Origin of the sequence: Bradyrhizobium tropiciagri (genome assembly GCF_001189845.1) — a bacterium.
GTDB lineage: Bacteria > Pseudomonadota > Alphaproteobacteria > Rhizobiales > Xanthobacteraceae > Bradyrhizobium > Bradyrhizobium tropiciagri.
In genome coordinates this window covers 1-21,492 of record NZ_LFLZ01000098.1, presented here as the reverse complement: position 1 = coordinate 21,492, position 21,492 = coordinate 1, and the positions used below count along the sequence as shown (strand labels likewise).

Sequence of the window (21,492 nt, the reverse complement as noted above, 5' to 3'; positions counted from 1 at the left end):
CTTGATTTTCAACGGTCGGGCCGCTGGCATCCAGCTTGCATGCACTTTGCTTGTGATGCGCATACAACCAAACTCCCAATTTGCCGGCGAGCCGATGGCTGCCGGATCCGCGCCGACCGCGATCGAGCTGTCGGAAGCCTCCGTCACCTTCGGCCGCGGCGCCCGCGCCGTGCCGGCTCTGTCGACAACCACGCTGCGGATCGCCGACGACGAGTTCGTGGCGCTGGTCGGCCCGTCCGGCTGCGGCAAGTCCACCATCCTGCGGCTGGTCTCGGGCCTGGCGCGGCCGACCACCGGCGTCGTCATCGTCGGCGGCCGCGAGGTCGCGGCGCGTGCGATGCGGGTCGGCATGGCGTTCCAGAACCCGACCATGCTGCCGTGGATGACGATCGAAAAGAACATCATGCTGCCGCTGAAGATCGTCGAGCCGTTCCGCTCGCAGTTTCGCAGGTTGCGCAAGACCGAGTTCCGCGACAAGGCCAATGCGTTGCTTGAGCAGGTCGGATTGAAGGGGTTTGGCGGCCGCTATCCCTGGCAGCTCTCCGGCGGCATGCTCCAGCGTGCCAATCTGTGCCGCGCCCTGATCCATGAGCCGCGCATGCTGCTGCTCGACGAGCCGTTCGGCGCGCTCGACCAGTTCACCCGCGAGGAGCTGTGGGGAATCCTGCAAGCGCTGTGGATGACCCACAAGCCGACCGTGCTGCTGGTCACCCACGATCTGCGCGAGGCCGGCTTCCTCGCCAGCCGCATCTGCGTGATGAGCGCGCGGCCCGGCCGCATCCTCGACGACTCCCGTGTCGATTTCGCCCGCCCGCGCACCGTGGCGATGACGTTCGAGCCTGACTTCGTGGCGCTCAACCAGAAGCTCCGCGCCTTCATCGTCGATGCGCGCACCGCTGCGCGCGAGGGAGCCTGACCATGTCCGTATCAGATATCAGGCAGAAAGCCTGGTCCGCGGCCCTCATCGTGCTGTTCTTCGTCGCCTGGGAGCTGTTCTGCCTGATGACGGGGATGTCGGATCTCGTGCTGCCGCGGCCGTCGCAGATATTCGTCACGCTGTTCGAGAAATTCCCGATCCTCTGGCCGCATATCGTGCAGACACTGGTCACCACGATGATCGGCTTCGTGCTCGGCGTGGCCTTGGGCGTCGCGCTCGGCGCTGTCATCGGTGTGTCAAAGACCGCTTACGACACCTGCTATCCGCTGCTGGTCGGCTTCTCGTCGATCCCGAAGGTCGCGGTGGTGCCGATCTTCGTGCTGTGGTTCGGCTCCGGCACCGTGCCGGCGGTGCTGACCTCGCTGTCGATCTGCTTCTTCCCGATCGTCGTCAACATAGCAACCGGCCTTGCCACCACCGAGCCCGAGCTCGAGGACGTGCTGAAGGCGCTCGGCGCCAGCAAGTTCGACATCCTCTGGAATGTCGGGCTGCCCAGGACGATGCCGTTCTTCTTTGCCTCGCTGAAGGTCGCGGTCTCCTACGCCTTCGTCGGCGCGGTGCTGTCGGAGACCGTCGCCTCGAACCGCGGCATCGGCAACGTGATGATGACCGCATCGTCCAATTTCAACGTGCCGCTGGTGTTCGCCGGCCTGTTCGTGCTCGCCGGTCTCGGGGTCGCGCTCTACGTCCTGTTCTCGCTGATCGAGGGCCAGGTGACGGGTTGGGCGACGCGCAAGGACAATGTCATCGCCACCTGAGAGACGTCGTCAACCGTCAAGCAATGAAGCTTAAGGAGATCTCGATGCTGAGAAGAGTAAGCGCCGCGCTGTTGGGATTGGCCTTGGTCGCGGGTCCCGCATCCGCCGAGGACACCACCATCAAGTTCACGCTGGGCTGGAAGACGCAGGGCTCGGACGCCGCGTTCTTCTACGCCAAGGACAATGGCTATTTCAAAGAGGAAGGGCCTCAACGTCGTGATCGACCAGGGCGAGGGCTCGGGCGCGACGGTCACGCGGATCATGTCGGGCGCCTATGACGCCGGCTTCGGCGACGTCAACGCGATCATCCAGAATGCCGCGACCAAGCCGCAGGATGCGCCTGTCATGGTCTACATGATGTGGAACCAGCCGCCGTTCGCGATCGTCGCCAAGAATTCGAGCGGCATCAAGACAATCAAGGATTTCGAAGGCCACACGCTCGGCGGCGCGCAGGGCACGCCGACCACGCGGCTGCTGCCGGTGTTCGTGCACAAGAACGGGCTCGACGGCGAGAAGATCAAGATCTCCAACATGGCGCCGAACCTGCAGGAGCCGATGCTGATCAAGGGCGACATCGACGCCGCGCTGGTGTTCAACATCACGAGCTATTTCAATCGGGTGCTGAACCGCCAGGATCCCGACGAGGACTTCAAATGGTTCTCGTTCGGCGATTACGGGCTCGATCTCTATTCCAACGGCGTGATGGTGTCGCGCAAGCTGATCGCGTCGAATCCGAAGGCGGTGGCCGGCCTGGTGCGTGCCATCAACAAGGGCGCGATCGCGGTCGCCAAGGACCAGAACGCCGCCATGAAGGCCGCGCTGAACTATGACAACCTGATCAATGTCGACGTCGAGAAGCGCCGGCTGCAATATTCCTTCGAGAAGCTGATCGTCTCGCCGGAGATGAAGGAGATCGGCATCGGCGACGTCAAGGACGACCGCATGACCCGCGCCATCGGCTTCATCGTCGAAGGCTACCAGCTGGCCCGCACGCCGACGCCCACTGAGGTGTTCTCCCGCGAGTTCCTGCCGCCGCGCGCGGAGCGGGAGCTGGTGTATACTGCGAACTGACTATTCTCGTCATTGCGAGCGAAGCGAAGCAATCCATTCCTCGGCATGGGGATAGATGGATTGCTTCGTCGCTTCGCTCCTCGCAATGACGGCGGAGGACGTTGCGATGGACGTCACGGCAACCCGCCTGTTTTCCAATCCTGATCGCGGTCTCCGCGACGACGTCGTGCTCCGTCACGACAGCGGCGTCATCACCGATATCTCCGACGCCGCGGCTCCAACGACGAGCCCGCGCTCTCTCATCCTTCCCGCTTTCGTCAACGCCCACGACCATGCTCGCCCGAGGGCATCTGCGTTCGGCGCGGTCGGCATGCCCCTGGAGAGCTGGCTCCTGCGCACGGTGGTGAGCACGCCGGTCGACCCGTATCTCACCGCAGCCTCGGCGTTTGCTCGCGCAGCGCAGGCCGGCTGCGCGGCGATGATGGTGCACTACACTCGCCCGAGCGGCACCATGCCATTGCTCGACGAGGTCAGGGCGGTCGGCCGCGCCGCCCACGATGTCGGCATCCGCATCGCGTTTGCGATCGCGGTGCGCGACCAGAACCCGATCGTCTATGGCGACAGCGAACCGGTGCTCTCAAGCCTCGCCGGTGACGATCGCAGGGCGATCGAGCAGTTGTTCGTCCGCGCCCCGATGTCGCCGAAAGCCTATATCGAGCTGACCGATGCGATCGCCGAGGCGATCGGCGGGCCGAAGGTCGATGTGCAGCTCGGGCCGGCCGGCGTGCAGTGGTGCTCAAAGCCGCTGCTGGAGGCGGTCGCGGAGAATTCCGCGCAGACCGGCCGCCGTATCCACATGCACCTGCTCGAGACCATCTATCAGCGCGCCTGGGCGGATGCGCATTTTCCCGGCGGCATCGTCCGCTATCTCCGCGACATCGGCTTGCTCTCGGAGCGGCTGACGCTCGCCCATTGCATCCACGCCCGGCCCGACGAGATCGAGATGATCGCCGCGTCAGGCGCGCGCGTCGTGACCAATTTCTCGTCGAACCTGCATTTGCGCTCGGGGCTCGCGCCGATCGCGGCGGCACACGCTTGCGGTTGCGCGATCGCGGTCGGCGTCGATGGTCTCGCGCTCGATGAAGACGACGACGTGCTGCGCGAGATGCGGCTGGTGCAGATGATGCACGGCGGGCTCGGCTTTGCGCGCACGTGGACCCCGCAGGAGTTCTTCGCGCTCGCGATCCGCAATGGCCGACGCGCGACCGGCGCGCCGGGAACGGGCGAGCTTGCTGTTGGTGCGCCGGCCGATTTCGTCAGCATCGATCTCGATCGCCTCGAGCGCGATCAGATTCTCGATACCGATCCGCTCGACCTGTTGTTCGCACGCGGCAATGCGTCGCTTATATCAGAGCTTGTGGTCGATGGTCGCACCGTCGCAAAGGCCGGCCGGTGTCTCGGTGTTGATCTTCCTGCCATCGAGCAGGAACTGCGCGGCATCCATCGCGCGAGCGCGGCCACATACGCGCATGTCTTGCACGCATGGCCGCGAATTTCGAGCTCGCTGCAACATTGGTTCGAAGCGCAGCTCACCTGCAATTAGCTGCACAATCGTCGTTTCGCGCGAAGCGCCACCCGCGGTCAAACTTCACTAATTCCGTCAAGCGGAAGAAAATTCCACTTGCATCACACAGTCGGCGCGGCTTCAAGTTCACCCAACAAGAAAACTGAATCAGCCGCTGTCGCCGGCTGGTCATGTTGTTGGTGAGGAAGCCTGATGGGCGCGTTGTCGCATCTGCGGATTGTCGAGATCGGAAGTGCTGCGGCGACGAGCTATTGCGCACGGCTGTTCGCCGATTTCGGCGCCGATGTGCAGAAGGTCGAGCCGCCCGAGGGCGATCCGCTTCGCCGCACCGCGCCGCTGACGCCGCAAGGGCACAGCGCATGGTTTGCGTTTCTCAATTTCAACAAATCGAGTGTCGTTCTCGATAAGAGCGCTGCGCCGCGACTGCGCGAGCTGATCGCCGGCTGCGACATCCTACTCGATGGGCGCGGCATCGCTGCGGCCGATTGTCCCGATGTCGATCTCGCCGCGATCAAGCGCGACAATCCCGGCCTGATCCATCTCGACCTCGCCTGGTTCGGCGATCGCGGTCCCTATGCCGATTTCGCGGCAACGGACTCCACGATCCGCGCACTGACCGGCCTCGTGAAGCTGGTCGGACCCGAGCAGGGGCCGCCGATGCACGCGCCGGATTTCCAGACCGGAATCCTGGGCGGGCTGTGGGGCTTCATCGCGGCGGCATCGTCAACGCTCGGCCGCATGCAGGATGGGCGCGGGCGCACCAGCCATCTCAGCCTGTTCGAAGCCAGCATCGCCGTCACCGAATACATCATGTTCGAGGCGTTCCAGCGCGGCGACATCATGCGGCGGATCGGCGTCAACCGGTTCTGGCCGACCTTTCCGGTCGGCATCTACGAGACCAAGCAAGGCTGGCTCGGCGTCACCACGGTGACCCCGGCGCAGTGGCGCGCGTTCTGCGAGATGCTCGGGCTGAACGATCTGCGCGACGATCCGACGCTGGTCATGGGCGTCGACCGGCTGCGCCATGTCGCCGAGATCGAAGCCAAGATCCTGCCGAAGCTGAAGCAGCGCACCGCGCAGGAATGGTTCGCTGAGGGCCTCAAGCGCAAGATCCCGATCGTGCCGGTGCCGGAGGTATCGGACCTCATTGCCGATGAAGAGAAGCGCGCCCGCGGCGCCATCGTGCCGATTGCGGTCGGCGACGAGACCGGATTTAGCGCCGGTACGATGCAGCGGCTGACGACAACGCCGCCGCTGCGCGGTGGCCGCGTGCCTGATATCGGCGAGCAGCAGGCCGCGCGAGCGGCCGTGCCGCGTGCGCCGATGCCGAAGCCGGCTGCAACCAACCGCTTGCCGCTCGAAGGTATCCGCGTCGTCGACTTCTCGATGGGCTGGGCCGGGCCGATCTGCACCCGCACGCTCGCCGATCTCGGCGCCGACGTCATCAAGATCGAGGCGACCCAGTATCCGGACTGGTGGCGCGGCGTCGATCGCCGGCCGGCCTATGTGCTGGAGCAGATGTACGAGAAGTCGGTGCGCTACTGCATCATGAACCGCAACAAGCGCGGCATCACGCTCGACCTGACCCGGCCGAAGGGGCTTGCACTTGCAAAGCGCCTGCTCGCCGATGCCGACCTCGTGGTCGACAACTACTCGGTCGAGGTGCTACCGAAACTCGGGCTCGGCTATGACGTGCTGAGCAAGATCAATCCCAAGCTGGTGATGATGTCGATGTCGGCATTCGGCGCCGGCAGCGTGCATCGCGACTGCCGCGCCTATGGCTCGACGCTGGAGCAGGGCTCCGGCCTGCCGAGCGTGGTCGGCGATCCCGGCGGACCTCCAGTGATGAGCCATACCGCGTTCGGTGATGCCGTCGGCGGCCTCAACGGCGCTGTTGCGGTACTGACCGCGCTGATCCATGCGAAGCTCACGGGGCAGGGCCAATTCATCGACCTCGCCCAGATCGAGTGCATGATGCCGTTCGCTGCCCCCTGGATCGTCGCGCATTCGACCAGTGGCAAGCCGCCGGCGAAATACGGCAACCGCCATCCGGATTTCGTGCCGCATGGCTGCTTTCGCTGCGACGGCGACGACAACTGGATCGTGGTCGCGGTGTCTGACGACGCGATGTGGCCCAAACTTGCGCGGATGCTCGGCCGCGACGATTGGGCGTCGGACGAGACGCTCAAGACGGCCGCGGGCCGCCGCGCCATCGAGGCCGAGATCGAGGCTGCGATCACGGCCTGGACTTCGGCGCGCGATGCCGACGCGGCGATGGCCGCGCTGCAATCCGCTGGTGTTGCCTCCGGCGTGGCGCGGCTGCCGATCGATCTCCTTGACGATCCGCAGCTCCATGCCCGCGGCTTTATCCAGCAGGTCGACCGCGCCTTCATCGGCAAACATCCGCAGCCGTCGATGCCGTTCCGCGAAGGCGATGCGCCATTCGCGATCCGCTCGGTGCCGCCGACGCTCGGCGAGCACAATCGCGAGATCCTGTCCGGCATGCTCGGCCTCTCCGATGCCGAGCTCGAGGAGCTCACCTGTGAGGGCATTATCGGCACTGAGATGCTGATGGAGGAGCAGCTGGTGAAAGAAAAGAAGCGGGCGGCGGGCTGATGGGAGCAGGGCCACCGGCACAGCGCAGGGCGGAGGGGGCGCGCGACGGCACGCGGCCGCTGCTCTCCGTGCGCGGGCTCGGCATCCGGTTCAAGACCTCGCAGGGCATCTGGCAGGCGACGCGCCGGATCGACTTCGACATCGCGCCCGGCGAACGCGTCGGCATCGTCGGCGAGAGCGGCTGCGGCAAGACCATCACCGGCCTGTCGATCCTGCGGCTGTTGCCGGGCAATTTTGCCGGCCTCGATGGCAATATCCTGTTCGACGGCGTCGATCTCGCCTCCTGCAGTGCGCGGCAGATGCGCGCGATCCGGGGCAAGCGGATCGCGATGATCTTCCAGGAGCCGATGAGCGCGCTCGATCCGGTCTTCACCGTCGGCCACCAGATCGCGGAGACGCTGCGCGTTCACAGCGATATCGGCCAGGAGGAAGCGCGCGCCAAGACGCTGGAGATGCTCCGCCGCGTCGGCATCGCCTCGCCGGAACGTCGGATCGACGATTATCCGCACCAATTGTCCGGCGGCATGCGCCAGCGCGTGATGATCGCGGCGAGCCTGATCTGCGGCCCGCAGCTCCTGATCGCGGACGAGCCGACCACCGCGCTCGACGTCACCGTGCAGGCGCAGATCCTCGAGCTGCTGCGCGACATCAGCGAGACCTCGAAGACTGCGCTGATGCTGATCACCCACGATCTCGGCGTCGTCGCCGAGACCTGCACGCGGATGATCACGATGTATGCCGGAGAGGTGATTGAGGACGCTTCCGTCGACGAGGCGCTGGTGCGGCCGCTGCATCCCTATACGTCGGGACTCTTACGCTCGCTGCCGCATTTGAGTCCGCGCCACGGCCGGCTGCCGTCGATCCCGGGAAGGGTGCCGTCGATCGCCGAGATGCCGGCCGGCTGCCGCTTCCGCGCCCGCTGCACGCACGCCGCAAAGGGCTGCGAGGCCGAGCAGAAATTGCAGGACGCCGGTGGCGGCAGAAGAGTGCGCTGCCATCGCTTTGCCGAGCTCAATCTGCCGGGCGCGCTGCATCCGCCAGATGCGCCGGCCGCTGCGAAGGTCGCGACGCAATGACCGCAGCCTCAGGACAGCGCCGCGAGCCCATCGTCTCGGTGCGTGACCTCCAGGTCCGCTTCCAGACCTCGGACCGCCGCGCCACCGTAAAGGCGGTCGACGGCGTCAATTTCGACGTCCGCCGCGGCGAGACGTTCGGCATCATCGGCGAGTCCGGTTCGGGCAAGACCACGATCGGCCGTGCGCTGGTGTTCCTGCTCAACCCCAGCGCCGGCGCTATCCTGCATGGCGGCATCGATCCGCTAACGCTGCCGCGTAGGGAATTCCAGAACCATCGCCGCGACTATCAGATCATCTTCCAGGATCCGAACGCCGCGCTGAACCCGCGCATGACCATCCTGGCCTCGGTCCTCGAGCCGCTGGAGCTCGCCCGTATCGGCGACCGCGCCGCGCGCGAGCGGCAGGCGAGGGAGGCGCTGGAGCGGGTCGGGCTGCCGCAGGAGTTCGGCGAGCGCTATCCGCACCAGCTCTCCGGCGGCCAGAAGCAGCGCGTCGTGATCGCCCGCGCGTTGACGCTCAAGCCCAAGCTGATCTCTGCGACGAGGTGGTGGCCGCGCTCGACATGTCGATCCGCGGCGACGTGCTCAATTTGTTTGCCGATCTGCAGCGCGATCTCGGCCTGACCTATGTCTTCATCACCCACGACCTTGCCGTGGTCTCGCATATCAGCGAGCGCGTCGCGGTGATGTATCTCGGCCAGTTCGTCGAGCTCGGGCCCACCGAGGAGGTCGCGGAGCGTCCGCTGCATCCCTACACCATCGCGCTGCTGTCGGCCGAGCCGCGGCCGCTGCCGTCGTCGATGCGGCAGGAAAGCCGCATCGTGCTGCAGGGCGAGGTGCCGAGCCCGATCGATCCGCCCACAGGCTGCCGCTTCCGCACCCGCTGCCCGCACGCGCAGCCGCTCTGCACCGAACGTGTGCCGGAGTGGCGCGAGCTGAAGCCCGATCACTGGGTGGCCTGCCATTTCGCCGACCGCCCGAATTTTTCGCCCAATTGAGAGTGCTGGAGAGACGCCATGACAATGACGACACGACGCGAGGCCATGGCGCTGATCTCCGGTGCATTGGCAAGCACCACGCTCGGCGGCCGCGCGTTCGCACAAGGCGCGCCGAAGAAGGGCGGCACTTTGCGGATCTCGGCGCCCGCCAACCCGTCGAGCCTCGATCCCGCAACCGGCGGCGCCGGCTCCGACCACGCCTTCCTGTTCACGATGTACGACACGTTGACCGAATGGGAATTCGACACGTTGAAGCCGAAGCCGGGGCTTGCCGAGAGCTGGAAGTTCACCGATCCGACCACGCTGGTGCTCAACATCCGCTCAGGTGTCAGCTTCCATGACGGCACGCCGCTCGATGCCGAGGCCGTCAAGTTCAACCTCGATCGCAACCGGGGCGATGCGAAGTCGAACATCAAGGCCGATCTGCTCTCGGTCGCCTCCGTCGAGGTCACCGGTCCGCAGCAAGTCACGCTGAAGCTGAAGACGCCGGATACCGCGCTGCCCGGCATCCTCTCCGATCGTGCCGGCATGATGGTGTCGCCGACGGCGCTGAAGGCGGCGGAGGGCGGCGTCGTGACCCGCAAGCCGGTCGGCGCCGGCGCCTATGCGTTCGTGAGCTGGGCCGACGGCGAAAAGATCGTGGTCAAGCGCAACGCGAAATACTGGAAGCCGGACCGGCCGTATCCGGACGGCATCGAATTCTCGATCATTCCCGAACTCACCACCGGCGCGCGCTCGGTTTCGGCGGGCCAGAACGACCTGATCTATCAGCTGCCGCCGCGGCAGAAGGCGATCATCGAGCGTGCCTCGAGCGTCAAGGTGGTGCACGGCCCGACGCTCTACGTGTTCCAGATCTTCCTGAACTGGTCGAGGCCGCCGTTCGACAACATCAAGGTCCGCCAGGCGCTGAACTTCGCGATCGATCGCGAGTCCTTCGTCAAGGGCGCGCTCGCCGGCCTCGCCGAGCCGGCCTACATGAACCTGCCGAAGTCGCACTGGGCCTATGATGCCGAGGTCGCAAAACTCTATCCTTACGATCCCGACAAGGCGCGCAAGCTGCTCGCCGAGGCCGGCTTCAAGGAAGGCACCCCGATCGAGATCGGCGGCTACACCGATCAGGATTCGGTGCAGCGCGAGGAGATCTTGATCGAGCAGCTGCGCAAGGCCGGTATCAACGTGAAGTTCGCCAACGGCACGGTCGCGGAAGCCTCTGCTGCATTCTTCGGTGCGGAGAAGAAGGGAGCCGGGTTGCTCTCGGCCTGGACCGGACGGCCCGACCCGAGCCTCACCTATTCGCTGATGTTCACCAAGGACGCCTATTACAATGGCGGCCGCGCACCGGTGCCTCCGGAGCTCGAGGCCGCGATCAAGGAGTCACGCGCGTCAGAAGATATCGAGGTTAGGCGCAAGGCGTTCTCAACCGTGCAGCGGCTGGTGATGGAGAATGCCTTCGTGGTGCCGCTGGCGTTCCAGTTCGAGCTGGTCGCGATGAATAAGAAGGTGCAGGGCTATCGCCCGAACCTGCTCGGCAAGCCGAAATACGACGACGTCTGGCTGGAGGGTTAGCATGATCCGGAAAAGTGCGAAGCGGTTTTCCGAGAATGATCATGCTCAAAAAAAGGAGCTAAAGCACGATGATGGTCCGTCATAATCTCATCGTGCTTTAGCCATGGCGCGACGGTCACCGGTCAAGGTCATCGGCAGCCGCCTGGTGCAGGCGCTGCCCGTGATCCTGCTCGCGACCTTCATGGTGTTCGCGTTGCTCAAGCTGGTGCCCGGTGACATCGCTGTGACCTTGGCGGGCGACAATGCCACCGACGCGCGGATCACCGAGATCAGGCAGCTCTACGGCCTCGACCGGCCGTTCCTGGTGCAATACGGCGCCTGGCTCGGCCATGTCGTGCAGGGCGATCTCTCGCAATCGCTGCTGACCGGCGAGAAGGTCGCGGATTCCATCGGGCGCGCCTTCCCGAACACGCTGCTGATCGTCGTGATCGCGCTGGTGCTGGCGCTGGTCACCGGCATTCCGATGGGCGTGATCGCCGCGATCAAGCCGAACGGCTGGATCGACAAGCTGATCAGCATGATCGCTTCGCTCGGCGTCGCGGTGCCGGGCTTCTGGCTGGCGATGATTTTGGTGGCGGAGTTCTCGCTGAAGCTGAACTGGCTGCCGGCGACCGGCGCGAAATCCTTCAGCGTCTCGCCGATCGATGCGCTCAGGCATGCGCTGCTGCCGGGGATCGCGATCGCGGCCTACGGCATGGCCGAGGTGGCGCGCCAGCTCCGCGGCGCGTTGCTGGAGGTGCTGTCGTCGCAATATGTCCGCACCCTGCACGCCAAGGGCCTGTCGATGTCCCGCATCCTCTGGCAGCACGGCCTGAAGAATGTCGGCGTCAATCTGCTGACGATCATCAGCCTGCTGGTGAACCGCATGCTGGCGGCGACTGTCGTGATCGAGGCGGTGTTCGCCATTCCCGGCCTCGGCAGCCTGATCGTGCGCGGCGCGATCCAGCGCGATTTCCCGATCGTGCAGGGCGTCGTCTTCACCATGGTGGTGGTCGTGATCGCGGTCAATCTGATCACCGATCTCTTGTGTGCCGCGGTCGACCCGAGGATCGAGCAATGACCGACACGGCGCTCGCCCCACTGAAGGTGCCGGCCAGGCCGACCCGGCTGCGGCGTTTGCTGCGCTGGCTTGCCGGCGATCTCCGTGCCGCGCTGTCGATCCTGGTGCTGCTGGTGCTTGTTGTCGTCGCAATCGGCGCGCCCTGGATCGCGCCCTATGCGCCGACTGCGCAGGACGTCAACAACATGCTGGTGCCGCCGGGACCTGCGCATCTGCTCGGCACCGACGATCTCGGCCGCGATGTCTTCTCGCGCCTGATCTACGGCGCGCCGGCCACCGTCTATGCCAGCCTGCTCGCGGTCGGCGTCGCGGTGCTGATCGGGCTACCGGTCGGCCTGATCGCGGGCTATTTCGGCGGCCGGATCGACGACATCGTCAGCCGCATCATCGATACCTTCCTGTCATTCCCCGCCATCGTGCTGGCGATCGCGGTCACCGGCGCGCTCGGCATCGGGCTCACCAACGGCATGATCGCGATCGGCATCACGATGTTTCCGGCGCTGGCGCGCATCGTCCGCGCCCGCACCCTGATCGTGCGGCAGGAGCTCTATGTCGATGCGTCCAGGGGCTTTGGCGCGCCGACCTGGCACATCCTCTGGCGCCACGTGCTGCCGAACACGCTGCAGCCGGTCATCGTGCAGGTAACGCTGTTGCTCGCGGCCGCGCTTTTGGCCGAAGCCAGCCTGTCGTTCCTCGGCCTCGGCATCCAGCCGCCGGACCCGAGCTGGGGCGCCATGCTGGCGCGCGCCTATCAATATATGGAGATCGCCCCGGAGCAGATGTATGCGCCGGGCCTTGCCATTCTCGTCGTCTCCCTGGCGTTCAACGCGCTCGGGGAGTCCTTGCGTGTCGTGCTCGATCCGACCATGAAGGATCGCTAGAGCATGCTCTCCCCTGGCCGCGTGCGCTCTCTTCACCTCGCCCCGCTTGCGGGGAGAGGTCGAAATTGGCGCGCAGCGCGAATTTCGGGTGAGGGGGACTCTCCGCGAGCTCACTTGTGGAGACTCCCCCTCATCCCGAAGCCTACGCTTCGCTTCGGCGTTCGACCTCTCCCCGCAAGCGGGGCGAGGTAGGCAAACTCACGGAACCATCATGTCCTTCAAGAAACTGCTGATTGCCAACCGCGGTGAGATCGCGATCCGGATTGCCCGCGCCGCGGCCGACAGCGGCCTCGCCACGGTCGCGATCTATCCCGCCGACGATGCGGCCTCGCTGCATGTCCGCTCCGCCGACGAGGCGCGCGAGATCCCCGGCCACGCGCCCGGGCGTATCTCGACATCGAGGCTATCATCACGGTGGCCAAGGCAGCGGGCTGCGATGCGCTGCATCCGGGCTACGGCTTCCTCAGCGAGAACACTCAGCTCGCGCGGCGCTGTGCCGAGGAGAAGATCGTCTTCGTCGGCCCGTCGCCGGAGGCGCTCGACCTGTTCGGCGACAAGGCCAAAGCGAAGGCGCTGGCGAAAAAATGCGGCGTGCCGATCATCGCCGGCACCTCGGGCGCAACGTCGCTTGAGGAGACAAAAGCCTTCTTCGCCTCGCTCGGCGCCAATGCCGCCGTGATGATCAAGGCGATCGCCGGCGGCGGCGGGCGTGGCATGCGGGTGGTCGAGGACGCGGCCAAGCTCGACGAGGCCTATGCGCGCTGCCAGTCCGAGGCCAAGGCGGCGTTCGGCAACGATGCTGTTTATGTCGAGCGGCTGATCCGCAAGGCCCGCCATATCGAAGTTCAGATCATCGGCGACCGCCATGGCGCGATCAGCCATCTCTGGGAGCGCGAATGCACCATTCAGCGTCGCAACCAGAAGCTCATCGAGGTGGCGCCGAGCCCGTCGCTGAGCGAGGCCCTGCGCGCGCGCATCATCGAGGCGGCAAAGCAACTCGCGACCGCCGCGCGCTACGACAACCTCGGCACCTTCGAATTCCTGGTCGATGACGAAGCCGGTGAAGGCGAGGGCGCCTTCGCCTTCATCGAGGCCAATCCGCGGCTCCAGGTCGAGCACACTGTCACCGAAGCCGTGCTCGGCATCGACCTCGTGCGGTCGCAGCTCGCGGTCGCCGCCGGCGCCACGCTGGCCTCGCTCGGGCTGGCGCAAGCTCCGTGCCGCTGCCGCGCGGTTATGCGATGCAGCTGCGCGTCAACATGGAGGTGATGGACGAGAAGGGGCTGACGAAACCGACCGGCGGCACGCTCAGCGTGTTCGACCTGCCGTCCGGCCCCGGCGTCCGCGTCGATACGTTCGGCTATTCCGGCTACCGGACCAGCGCCGCCTTCGACTCGCTGCTGGCAAAAGTCATCGTGCATTCGCCGAGCCCGAAATGGACCGACGTGGTGCACAAGGCATCGCGCACCCTGCGCGAATTCCGCATCGGCGGCGTCGCCACCAACATCCCGTTGCTCGGCGCAATCCTGGCGCATCAGAGCTTCGGCCGGAACAAGATCAGCACCAATTTCATCGATACCCACGTGGTGGCGCTGGTCGGCGCCGCGAATGCGCATGCTGCGCCGCTGCTCGAGGTGAGCGAGGCGGCCGCGACCAAGGCCGTGGTCGCCGAAGCGGCGCCGGAAGGATCGCTTCCGGTAGCGGCGCCGCTACAGGGCACGATCGTGGCGATCGAGGTCGCGGAGGGCGATCTGGTCCGTCCCGGCCAGCAGATCGCAGTGCTGGAATCGATGAAGATGGAGCATCTCGTCACCGCGCCGGGTGGCGGCCGGGTGACAAGGATTGCGGGCGGCATCGGCGTCACCCTGATGCATGGCGAGCCGATCCTGTTCCTGGAGCCCGCCGAGGTCGATGGCCATACCGCGGCGGAAGAGGCCGCGATCGATCTCGATCACATCCGCCCAGACCTCGCCGAGCTGATCGCGCGCAAGGCGATCACGCTGGACGAGAATCGTCCGGCTTCGGTCGAGCGCCGCCGCAAGACCAACCAGCGCACCGCGCGCGAGAACATCGCGCAACTGGTCGATGAAGGCTCGTTCGTCGAATACGGCTCGCTTGCGATCGCAGCGCAGCGCCGCCGCCGCAAGGTCGAGGACCTGATCAAGAACACGCCGGCGGACGGTCTGATCGCGGGTGTCGCCACCGTCAACGCACGGAATTTCGGCGCCGACGGCGCGCGCTGCATGGTGATCTCCTACGACTACACCGTGCTCGCCGGCACGCAGGGCCACATGAACCACAAGAAGATCGACCGCATGCTCGGCCTCGCCGAGCAGTGGCGCATGCCGCTGGTGTTCTACGCCGAAGGCGGCGGCGGCCGTCCCGGCGATACCGACCGGCTCGGCATGACCGGCCTCGACGGGCCGTCCTTCGTGCAGTTCGCCAAGCTCTCGGGGCTCGTGCCGGTGGTCGGTGTGGTCTCAGGCTATTGCTTCGCCGGCAACGCCGCGATGCTCGGCGTCTGCGACGTCATCATCGCCACCAGGAATGCCTCGATCGGCATGGGCGGCCCGGCGATGATCGAGGGCGGCGGGCTCGGTGTCTACCATCCGGCCGAGGTCGGCCCAGTCTCGTTCCAGTCGCCAAACGGCGTGATCGACATCCTGGTCGAGAACGAGGAAGAAGCGACCACGGTGGCGCAGAAATACCTGTCCTACTTCCAGGGCGCGGTGGCCGATTGGAAGGCGCCGGACCAGCGGCTGCTGCGCCGCGCGATTCCGGAAAATCGCCTGCGGGTCTACGACATCCGCAACGTGATCGACCTGATCGCCGACGAGGGCTCGGTGCTTGAGATCCGGCGCGATTTCGGCGTCGGCATGATCACCGCTTTCATCCGCATCGAAGGCAAGCCGTTCGGCCTGATCGCCAACAATCCGAAGCATCTCGGCGGCGCGATCGACGCGCCCGCCGGCGACAAGGCCGCGCGCTTCATGCAGCTGTGCGATGCCTTCGACATCCCGATCGTCTCGCTGTGCGACACGCCGGGCTTCATGGTCGGCCCCGAGGCCGAGAAGACCGCGATCGTGCGCCACGTCGCGCGGATGTTCGTCACCGGCGCCAGCATCACGGTGCCGCTGTTCGGCATCGTGCTGCGCAAGGGCTATGGTCTCGGCGCACAGTCGATGATCGGCGGCGGCTTCCATGCGTCGTTCTTCACGGTGGCGTGGCCGACCGGCGAGTTCGGCGGCATGGGCCTCGAAGGCTATGTCCGCCTCGGCTTCCGCAAGGAGATGGAAGCGATCGCCGATCCCGTCGAGCGCGAGAGGTACTTCCAGACCAAGGTGGCCGAGCTCTACGCCAACGGCAAGGCGGTCTCGATCGCCTCGGTGCTCGAGATCGACGAGGTGATCGATCCTGCCGACACGCGGCACTGGATCATGGCGGGCCTCCGCTCGGTGCCGAAGGTAGAGCCGCGGACGCACCGCAAGCGCCCGTGCATTGATGCGTGGTGATGTGAACCGGATATGTAAATTCGATGTCGTCTAAATTCGATGTCGTCCTGGCGAAGGCCAGGACCCATTACCCCAAATGTAGATTGTTGTTCGGCGCTGGGGCCGCTGTCCCGTTCATCACCGAACGCGGTGGTTATGGGTCCTGGCTTTCGCCAGGACGACGGCGGTGAGTGGGGCGAGCGCCTCGCATCACTGACAGCGTCAGGCCTGAACGACCGCACTAACCCAACCGCAACTCCGCATACCCCTCCGCCGCCACCGCGTCGCACCGCGCACGATAGGCCGGCGCGCTGCCGCTGTAGCGGGCAACGATGCGGGTCTGCTTGCCCTCGACGTTGCGGTTGATGCCGGTCATCCAGGAATCGACCTCGTTGGACAGCAAGCCGACGCCGAGTGCCTTGACGTGATCGGTCCAGCCGGCGGTGCCCTCGGGCGTGGCGTCGAGGAAGGTCAGGCCCTTCTCTTTGGCGAAGCGGAGCAGGCCGGTGACCCAATCCACGCTGTATTCGATGCTGCGCGGGATGTTGCCGAGCGCGGTGTGCGGGCCCATCAGCATCATCATGTTGGGGAAGCCGTCGACCATCAGCCCGAGATAGGTTTCCGGCCCGTGCGTCCATTTCTCCCTCAACCGCGCACCGCGCGCGCCGCGAACATCGATCTTGTCGAAGCTGCCGGTGATGGCGTCGAAGCCGGTGGCGTAGATGATGATGTCGAAGGCGTAGTCCTTCTCGGTGGTCCGGATGCCCTCGGGCGTGATCCGCTCGATCGGCGTCTCCTTGATGTCGACGAGGTCGACATTGTCGCGGTTGTAGACCTCGTAATAGAAGGTTTCGAGCGGCAGCCGCCGTGTGCCAAAACCGTGGTTCTTCGGGATCAGCTTCTCGGCCACCGCCTGGTTCTTCACGCGCTCGCGGATCTTGCGCGCGACGAAATCGCTGATCGTGGCATTCGCCGCGCGATCGATCAGGATATCCTTGAAATTGCCCTGCCAGATGCCGAAGCCGCGCTCGCCATAGAGCTTCTCGTAGAACGCTTCGCGCTCTTGCTCGCTGACCTCGAACGCGCCGCGCGGATCGGGCGTATGCACGAAGCAGGCGAAGGTCTCCTTGCAGCGCGCGAAGATCTCGGGATAGCCGGCCTTGATCTTGCCTTGCGTCTCCGCATCGATCTTGCCGTTGTGCAGCGGCGCTGCCCAGTTGGCGGTGCGCTGGAACACGGTGAGGTGGCCGACCTCGCCGGCAATGGTCTGAATGGTCTGGATGCCGGTCGCACCGGTGCCGATCACGGCGACGCGCTTGCCGGTGAAATCCACGCTCTCCTTCGGCCAGCGCGCGGTGTGAAACGATTGCCCCTTGAAATCGTCGCGGCCCTCGACGCGAGGCAGGGTCGGCGTCGACAAGGGGCCGATCGCAGTGATCAGGAAGCGGCAGCTATGCTGCGCGCCGCTTTCCAGCGTGATCTGCCAGCTCCGCGTCTCGTCCTGGTAGATCGCCGATGTGACGCGGCTCTCGAACTGGATGTCGCGGCGGAGGTCGAACTTGTCGGCGACGTAATTGCAGTAGCGCAGGGTTTCGGGCTGGCCGGCAAAATGCTCCGACCATTCCCATTCCTCCAGCAGCTCCTTCGAAAACGAGTAGCCGTAGGAATAGCTTTCGGAATCGAAGCGCGCGCCGGGATAGCGGTTCCAGTACCAGGTGCCGCCGACGCCGGTGCCGGCCTCGAACACGCGCGCGGTGAGGCCGAGTTCGCGCAGCCGGTAGAGCTGGTACATGCCGGACAGGCCGGCGCCGATGATGATGACGTCGTAATCCAGCGCAGAGGTCTCGGGGCTGTTGTCCTGGCGCGATGCGGCCACCTGTCGTCGCTCCCTGGGTTGATTGCCGGCAAGGCTAGCCGGTCTCGCTGCCACCGACAAACATCGAAGCGCGGGGCTGCCATCGCGATTTGCCGGGGGCTGCCCGCCTGCGCGCATTCCGCGCGGCGGACTGTCCGTTCCGCGGCTTTACTCGGCCGCGGGATACCCGCTATCGTCGGGGCGACAAGGCGATCGCCCGGCAAGCGGCGACGGAACCAGCGGGAGTGAGGCGATGGGAGAGGCGCTGCGCAGGCCGACGTCGTCAGACGTCAGCAACCCCCGGCTCTATCAGGACGACACCTGGCGGCCGCTGTTCGCACAGCTCCGCCGCGACGATCCCGTGCATTATTGCGAGGCTTCACCTTACGGCCCGTATTGGTCGGTGACGCGCTACGACGACATCTTCGCGGTCGAGCTCGACCACCAGAATTATTCCTCGGCCTCCGAGCTCGGCGGTATCCAGGTCGCTGACCAGCCGAAGGGGCTGGAGCGGCCGAGCTTCATCCGCATGGACCCGCCCGGCCATACCGCGCAGCGCCGCACGGTGGCACCGATCGTGGCGCCGTCGAACCTCGCCAATTTCGACGCCTTGATCCGTAAGCGCACGGCCACCGTGCTCGACGCGCTGCCGCGCAATGAGACCTTCGACTGGGCCGAGCGGGTCTCGGTCGATCTCACCAACATGATGCTGGCGACGCTGTTCGATTTTCCCTCGGAAGACCGCGCCAAGCTGACCTGGTGGTCGGATGTGGCGATCGCCAACGTCGAGTCCCCTGACGCGGTGGTGCATTCGGAGGCGGAACGCACCACCGAGCTGATCAAGATGGGAGAGTATTTCCGCAAGCTCTGGGACGCGCGGGTCGACGCGGCGCCGACCTTCGATTTGATCTCGATGCTGGCGCATTCGCCAGCGACGCGGAATCTGGATGCGCGCGAGTTCATCGGCACGATCGGGCTCCTGATCGTCGGCGGCAACGACACCACGCGTAATTCGATGTCGGCCGGGCTGATGGCGCTGTGCGAGAACCCCGAGCAGTTCGAGCTGGTCCGCGGAAGGCCTGAGCTGATCCCGAACCTGGTGTCCGAGACCATCCGTTACCACACGCCGGTGCTGCACATGCGCCGCACCGCGCGCAACGATGTCGAGCTCGTCGGCCGGCAGATCAAACAGGGCGACAAGGTCGTGATGTGGTACATCTCCGGCAACCGCGACGAGGACAAGATCGAGCGCGCCGACGAATTCATCATCGACCGCGCCAAGCCGCGCCAGCATCTCGCCTTCGGCGCCGGCATCCACCGCTGCGTCGGCGATCGCCTGGCCGAGCAGCAACTCCGCATCCTCTGGGAGGAGGTTCTGGCGCGTGATCTGCGTTTTGAGCTGATGGGCCCGCCGCAAAGGCTCTATTCCAATTTCATCCGCGGTATACGAAGCTTGCCGGTGAGAATCGTGAATTGAGCCGCATCACCAGCCGTCGTTGCGAGCGAAGCGAAGCAATCCATCGTGCGTCATGCGCGGAAGCGTGGATTGCTTCGTCGCTCCGCTCCTCGCAATGACGAAAGAGAGCTACCAGGAAACAAGAATGAAGAACGATCCCGTTGACGTCCTGATCATCGGCGCCGGCGCCTCCGGCGCCGCGGTGGCCTGGAGCCTCGCCAATACCAAGATGCATATCCTCTGCCTCGATCAGGGCGGCTGGATGAATCCTGCCGAATATCCGAGCACCGGGCGCGACTGGGAGGCGAAATTCTACGGCGAGTGGGCGACCAGCCCCAACGTTCGCAAGCGGCCCGAGGACTATCCGATCAATGACGACAACTCACCGATCAAGGTCGTCAACTTCAACGCGGTCGGCGGCTCGACCGTGATGTACACCGCGCACTGGCCGCGGCTGCATCCGTCCGATTTCAAGGTGAAGACGCTCGACGGCGTCGCCGACGACTGGCCGATCGATTACGACGCGCTCACCCCGTTCTTCGAGGAGAACGATCGCATGATGGGCGTCTCGGGCCTGTCGGGCGATCCGCTGTCGCCGCTGTCGCATCCGCCGATGCCGCCGCAGCCGCTCGGGCTGTCAGGCCCGCTGCTCGGCAACGCCTTGAACAAGCTCGGCTGGCACTGGTGGCCGTCGGACACCACAGTCGCGACGATGGATTACGAGGGCAGGGCGCGCTGCATCAATCTCGGCCATTGCACGCCGGCCTGCGCACAGGGCGCCAAGGCCTCGACCGACATCACCTACTGGCCGCATGCGATCCGCGCCGGTGTCGAGCTGAAAACCCACTGCCGGGTGCGCGAGATCCTGACCAACGAGCAGGGCATGGCCTCCGGCGTCGTGTACTACGACAAGGACGGCGTCGAGCAATTCCAGCCGGCCGAGGTCGTCATCATCGCCTGTAACGGCGTCGGCACGCCGCGGCTGCTGCTCAACTCGGTGTCGGGAAAATTCCCGAATGGCCTCGCCAATTCGTCCGGCCTGGTCGGCAAGAACCTGATGTTCCACCCCTACGCGCAGATCTACGGCTTCGTGAAGGAGCCGACAGACTCCAATCGCGCGCCGCCGACCTGCCTGTGGAGCAAGGAGTTCTACGACACCGATCTGTCGCGCGGCTTCGTCCGCGGCTACGGCATCCAGTTCGGTCGCGGCGCCGGGCCGGTGTTCGAGGCGGTCGCGAGCGAGCAGAAGGGCATCCTGCCCTGGGGCAGGGATCATCACCGCGTGTTCCGCAAGCTCAACGGTCATCGCCTCGCGGTGTCGGCGATCTGCGAGGATCTGCCCGAGGAGCATAACCGCGTCACGCTCGATCCCGTGCTGAAGGACAGCCACGGCATTCCCGCGCCGAAGATCGACTACACGATCTCAGCCAACAGCCGGAAGATGATGGACCATGCGCTGGCGCGCGGCCGGGAGGTTCTCGATGCGGCCGGCGCCACCGACATCTGCATCAACGATCCGATCCCGTGGGGCGGCTGGCATCTGCTCGGCACCGCGCGGATGGGCACGGACCCTTCGCGCTCCGTGGTCAACGAATGGGGCCGCTCGCATGACGTGAAGAACCTGTTCATCGTCGACGGCAGCATCTTCGTCACCTCGGGCGGCGTGAACCCGACCTCTACCATCCAGGCCCTCGCGCTCTACATCGCCGACCAGATGAAGCAGCGTCTCGCCAATCTGTTCGATTGAGACTGTCCATGTCCGATGCAAAACAACTGACCGCAGCCCAGCGCGCCAATCTCCGCACCGTCGCCGCGATGATCGTTCCCGAAAGTGCAGAGTACAAGGTGCCGGGCGCGGACGACCCGGCGATCCAGGCCGACATGCTGGCGACGCTCGGCCGCGACACCGCGCTGGTCGCGCAGGCGCTTGATCATCTGGCTGATCTCGCCGGCAGGCCGCTCGCAGAGCTCGACGAGGCCAGGCGCGATGCGGTGGCGCAGGAGTTTCGCGCGCGTGGCGGCGCTGCCGCGGCGACGCTCGTCCGCGTGGTGCTGCAATGCTACTACCGCGATGACCGCGTGCTGCGCTCGCTCGGGCTCGAGCTGCGCGCGCCTTTCCCGAAGGGCCACGTGCTGCTGGACGGCGACTGGTCGCTGCTCGATCCGGTGCGGGCGCGCGGCGGCACGCTGCGGCGGGCGACCT

The 21,492-nt window shown here is 65.7% G+C and carries 12 protein-coding genes and 3 pseudogenes; 14 read left to right on the top strand and 1 reads right to left on the bottom strand.

The window, feature by feature from the left end:
* Nucleotides 1-55 precede the first annotated feature (55 nt).
* From AKN84_RS40535 to AKN84_RS40485, 11 genes and pseudogenes are all read left to right on the top strand, one after another.
* Nucleotides 56-916: an ABC transporter ATP-binding protein gene (locus tag AKN84_RS40535; RefSeq protein WP_050425964.1), complete on the top strand. Its 861-nt coding sequence runs from the start codon at nucleotides 56-58 to the stop codon at nucleotides 914-916.
* 2 nt (nucleotides 917-918) lie between these two features.
* Entirely contained in the window at nucleotides 919-1,695 is a 777-nt protein-coding gene (locus AKN84_RS40530) for an ABC transporter permease (protein WP_050425957.1), read from the top strand.
* 44 nt (nucleotides 1,696-1,739) lie between these two features.
* Nucleotides 1,740-2,766, top strand: a pseudogene (locus AKN84_RS40525) (ABC transporter substrate-binding protein).
* 106 nt (nucleotides 2,767-2,872) lie between these two features.
* Complete coding sequence (locus AKN84_RS40520; RefSeq protein WP_244485748.1) at nucleotides 2,873-4,309, top strand: amidohydrolase family protein; 1,437 nt, start codon at nucleotides 2,873-2,875, stop codon at nucleotides 4,307-4,309.
* Nucleotides 4,310-4,483: 174 nt separating this feature from the next.
* The gene (locus AKN84_RS40515) at nucleotides 4,484-6,907 is read left to right on the top strand and encodes a CaiB/BaiF CoA transferase family protein (protein WP_050425956.1); all 2,424 of its coding nucleotides are present in this window, start codon (nucleotides 4,484-4,486) and stop codon (nucleotides 6,905-6,907) included.
* The gene (locus tag AKN84_RS40510) at nucleotides 6,907-7,983 is read left to right on the top strand and encodes an ABC transporter ATP-binding protein (RefSeq protein ID WP_050425955.1); all 1,077 of its coding nucleotides are present in this window, start codon (nucleotides 6,907-6,909) and stop codon (nucleotides 7,981-7,983) included. The genes AKN84_RS40515 and AKN84_RS40510 overlap by 1 nt, the downstream gene beginning before the upstream one ends.
* Nucleotides 7,980-8,980 (top strand): annotated as a pseudogene (locus AKN84_RS40505) (ABC transporter ATP-binding protein). The gene AKN84_RS40510 and the pseudogene AKN84_RS40505 overlap by 4 nt, the downstream one beginning before the upstream one ends.
* Before the next feature lie 18 nt (nucleotides 8,981-8,998).
* On the top strand, nucleotides 8,999-10,546 hold the full coding sequence (locus tag AKN84_RS40500; protein WP_050425954.1) for an ABC transporter substrate-binding protein: 1,548 nt from the start codon (nucleotides 8,999-9,001) through the stop codon (nucleotides 10,544-10,546).
* A gap of 103 nt (nucleotides 10,547-10,649) precedes the next feature.
* Nucleotides 10,650-11,606 (top strand): ABC transporter permease, encoded by a 957-nt coding sequence (locus AKN84_RS40495; protein WP_050425953.1) that lies wholly within the window; start codon nucleotides 10,650-10,652, stop codon nucleotides 11,604-11,606.
* On the top strand, nucleotides 11,603-12,487 hold the full coding sequence (locus AKN84_RS40490) for an ABC transporter permease (protein ID WP_050425951.1): 885 nt from the start codon (nucleotides 11,603-11,605) through the stop codon (nucleotides 12,485-12,487). The genes AKN84_RS40495 and AKN84_RS40490 overlap by 4 nt, the downstream gene beginning before the upstream one ends.
* Before the next feature lie 211 nt (nucleotides 12,488-12,698).
* Nucleotides 12,699-15,999, top strand: a pseudogene (locus AKN84_RS40485) (carboxyl transferase domain-containing protein).
* Between the two features lie 220 nt (nucleotides 16,000-16,219).
* On the opposite strand, the gene AKN84_RS40480 reads toward AKN84_RS40485, so the two are convergent.
* A complete protein-coding gene (locus AKN84_RS40480; RefSeq protein WP_050425950.1) occupies nucleotides 16,220-17,854 on the bottom strand; it encodes a flavin-containing monooxygenase in 1,635 nt (544 codons plus the stop codon).
* A gap of 232 nt (nucleotides 17,855-18,086) precedes the next feature.
* On the opposite strand from AKN84_RS40480, the gene AKN84_RS40475 reads away from it, so the two are divergent.
* The 3 genes from AKN84_RS40475 to AKN84_RS40465 all read left to right on the top strand — a co-directional run.
* Nucleotides 18,087-19,310, top strand: coding sequence for a cytochrome P450 (locus AKN84_RS40475; protein ID WP_050425949.1), 1,224 nt, complete (start codon nucleotides 18,087-18,089; stop codon nucleotides 19,308-19,310).
* A 124-nt stretch (nucleotides 19,311-19,434) separates the two neighbouring features.
* Nucleotides 19,435-21,036 (top strand): GMC family oxidoreductase, encoded by a 1,602-nt coding sequence (locus AKN84_RS40470; protein WP_050425948.1) that lies wholly within the window; start codon nucleotides 19,435-19,437, stop codon nucleotides 21,034-21,036.
* An 8-nt stretch (nucleotides 21,037-21,044) separates the two neighbouring features.
* Nucleotides 21,045-21,492, top strand: a 448-nt coding sequence (locus AKN84_RS40465; RefSeq protein ID WP_128971600.1) for a hypothetical protein, incomplete at its 3' end; no start/stop codon positions are given.

Coding starts and splice junctions, on each gene's coding strand:
- AKN84_RS40535 (WP_050425964.1), top strand. CDS start 56: ATGCGCATACAACCAAACTCCCAATTTGCCGGCGAGCCGATGGCTGCC.
- AKN84_RS40500 (WP_050425954.1), top strand. CDS start 8,999: ATGACAATGACGACACGACGCGAGGCCATGGCGCTGATCTCCGGTGCA.
- AKN84_RS40510 (WP_050425955.1), top strand. CDS start 6,907: ATGGGAGCAGGGCCACCGGCACAGCGCAGGGCGGAGGGGGCGCGCGAC.
- AKN84_RS40490 (WP_050425951.1), top strand. CDS start 11,603: ATGACCGACACGGCGCTCGCCCCACTGAAGGTGCCGGCCAGGCCGACC.
- AKN84_RS40530 (WP_050425957.1), top strand. CDS start 919: ATGTCCGTATCAGATATCAGGCAGAAAGCCTGGTCCGCGGCCCTCATC.
- AKN84_RS40495 (WP_050425953.1), top strand. CDS start 10,650: ATGGCGCGACGGTCACCGGTCAAGGTCATCGGCAGCCGCCTGGTGCAG.
- AKN84_RS40515 (WP_050425956.1), top strand. CDS start 4,484: ATGGGCGCGTTGTCGCATCTGCGGATTGTCGAGATCGGAAGTGCTGCG.
- AKN84_RS40475 (WP_050425949.1), top strand. CDS start 18,087: ATGGGAGAGGCGCTGCGCAGGCCGACGTCGTCAGACGTCAGCAACCCC.
- AKN84_RS40470 (WP_050425948.1), top strand. CDS start 19,435: ATGAAGAACGATCCCGTTGACGTCCTGATCATCGGCGCCGGCGCCTCC.
- AKN84_RS40520 (WP_244485748.1), top strand. CDS start 2,873: ATGGACGTCACGGCAACCCGCCTGTTTTCCAATCCTGATCGCGGTCTC.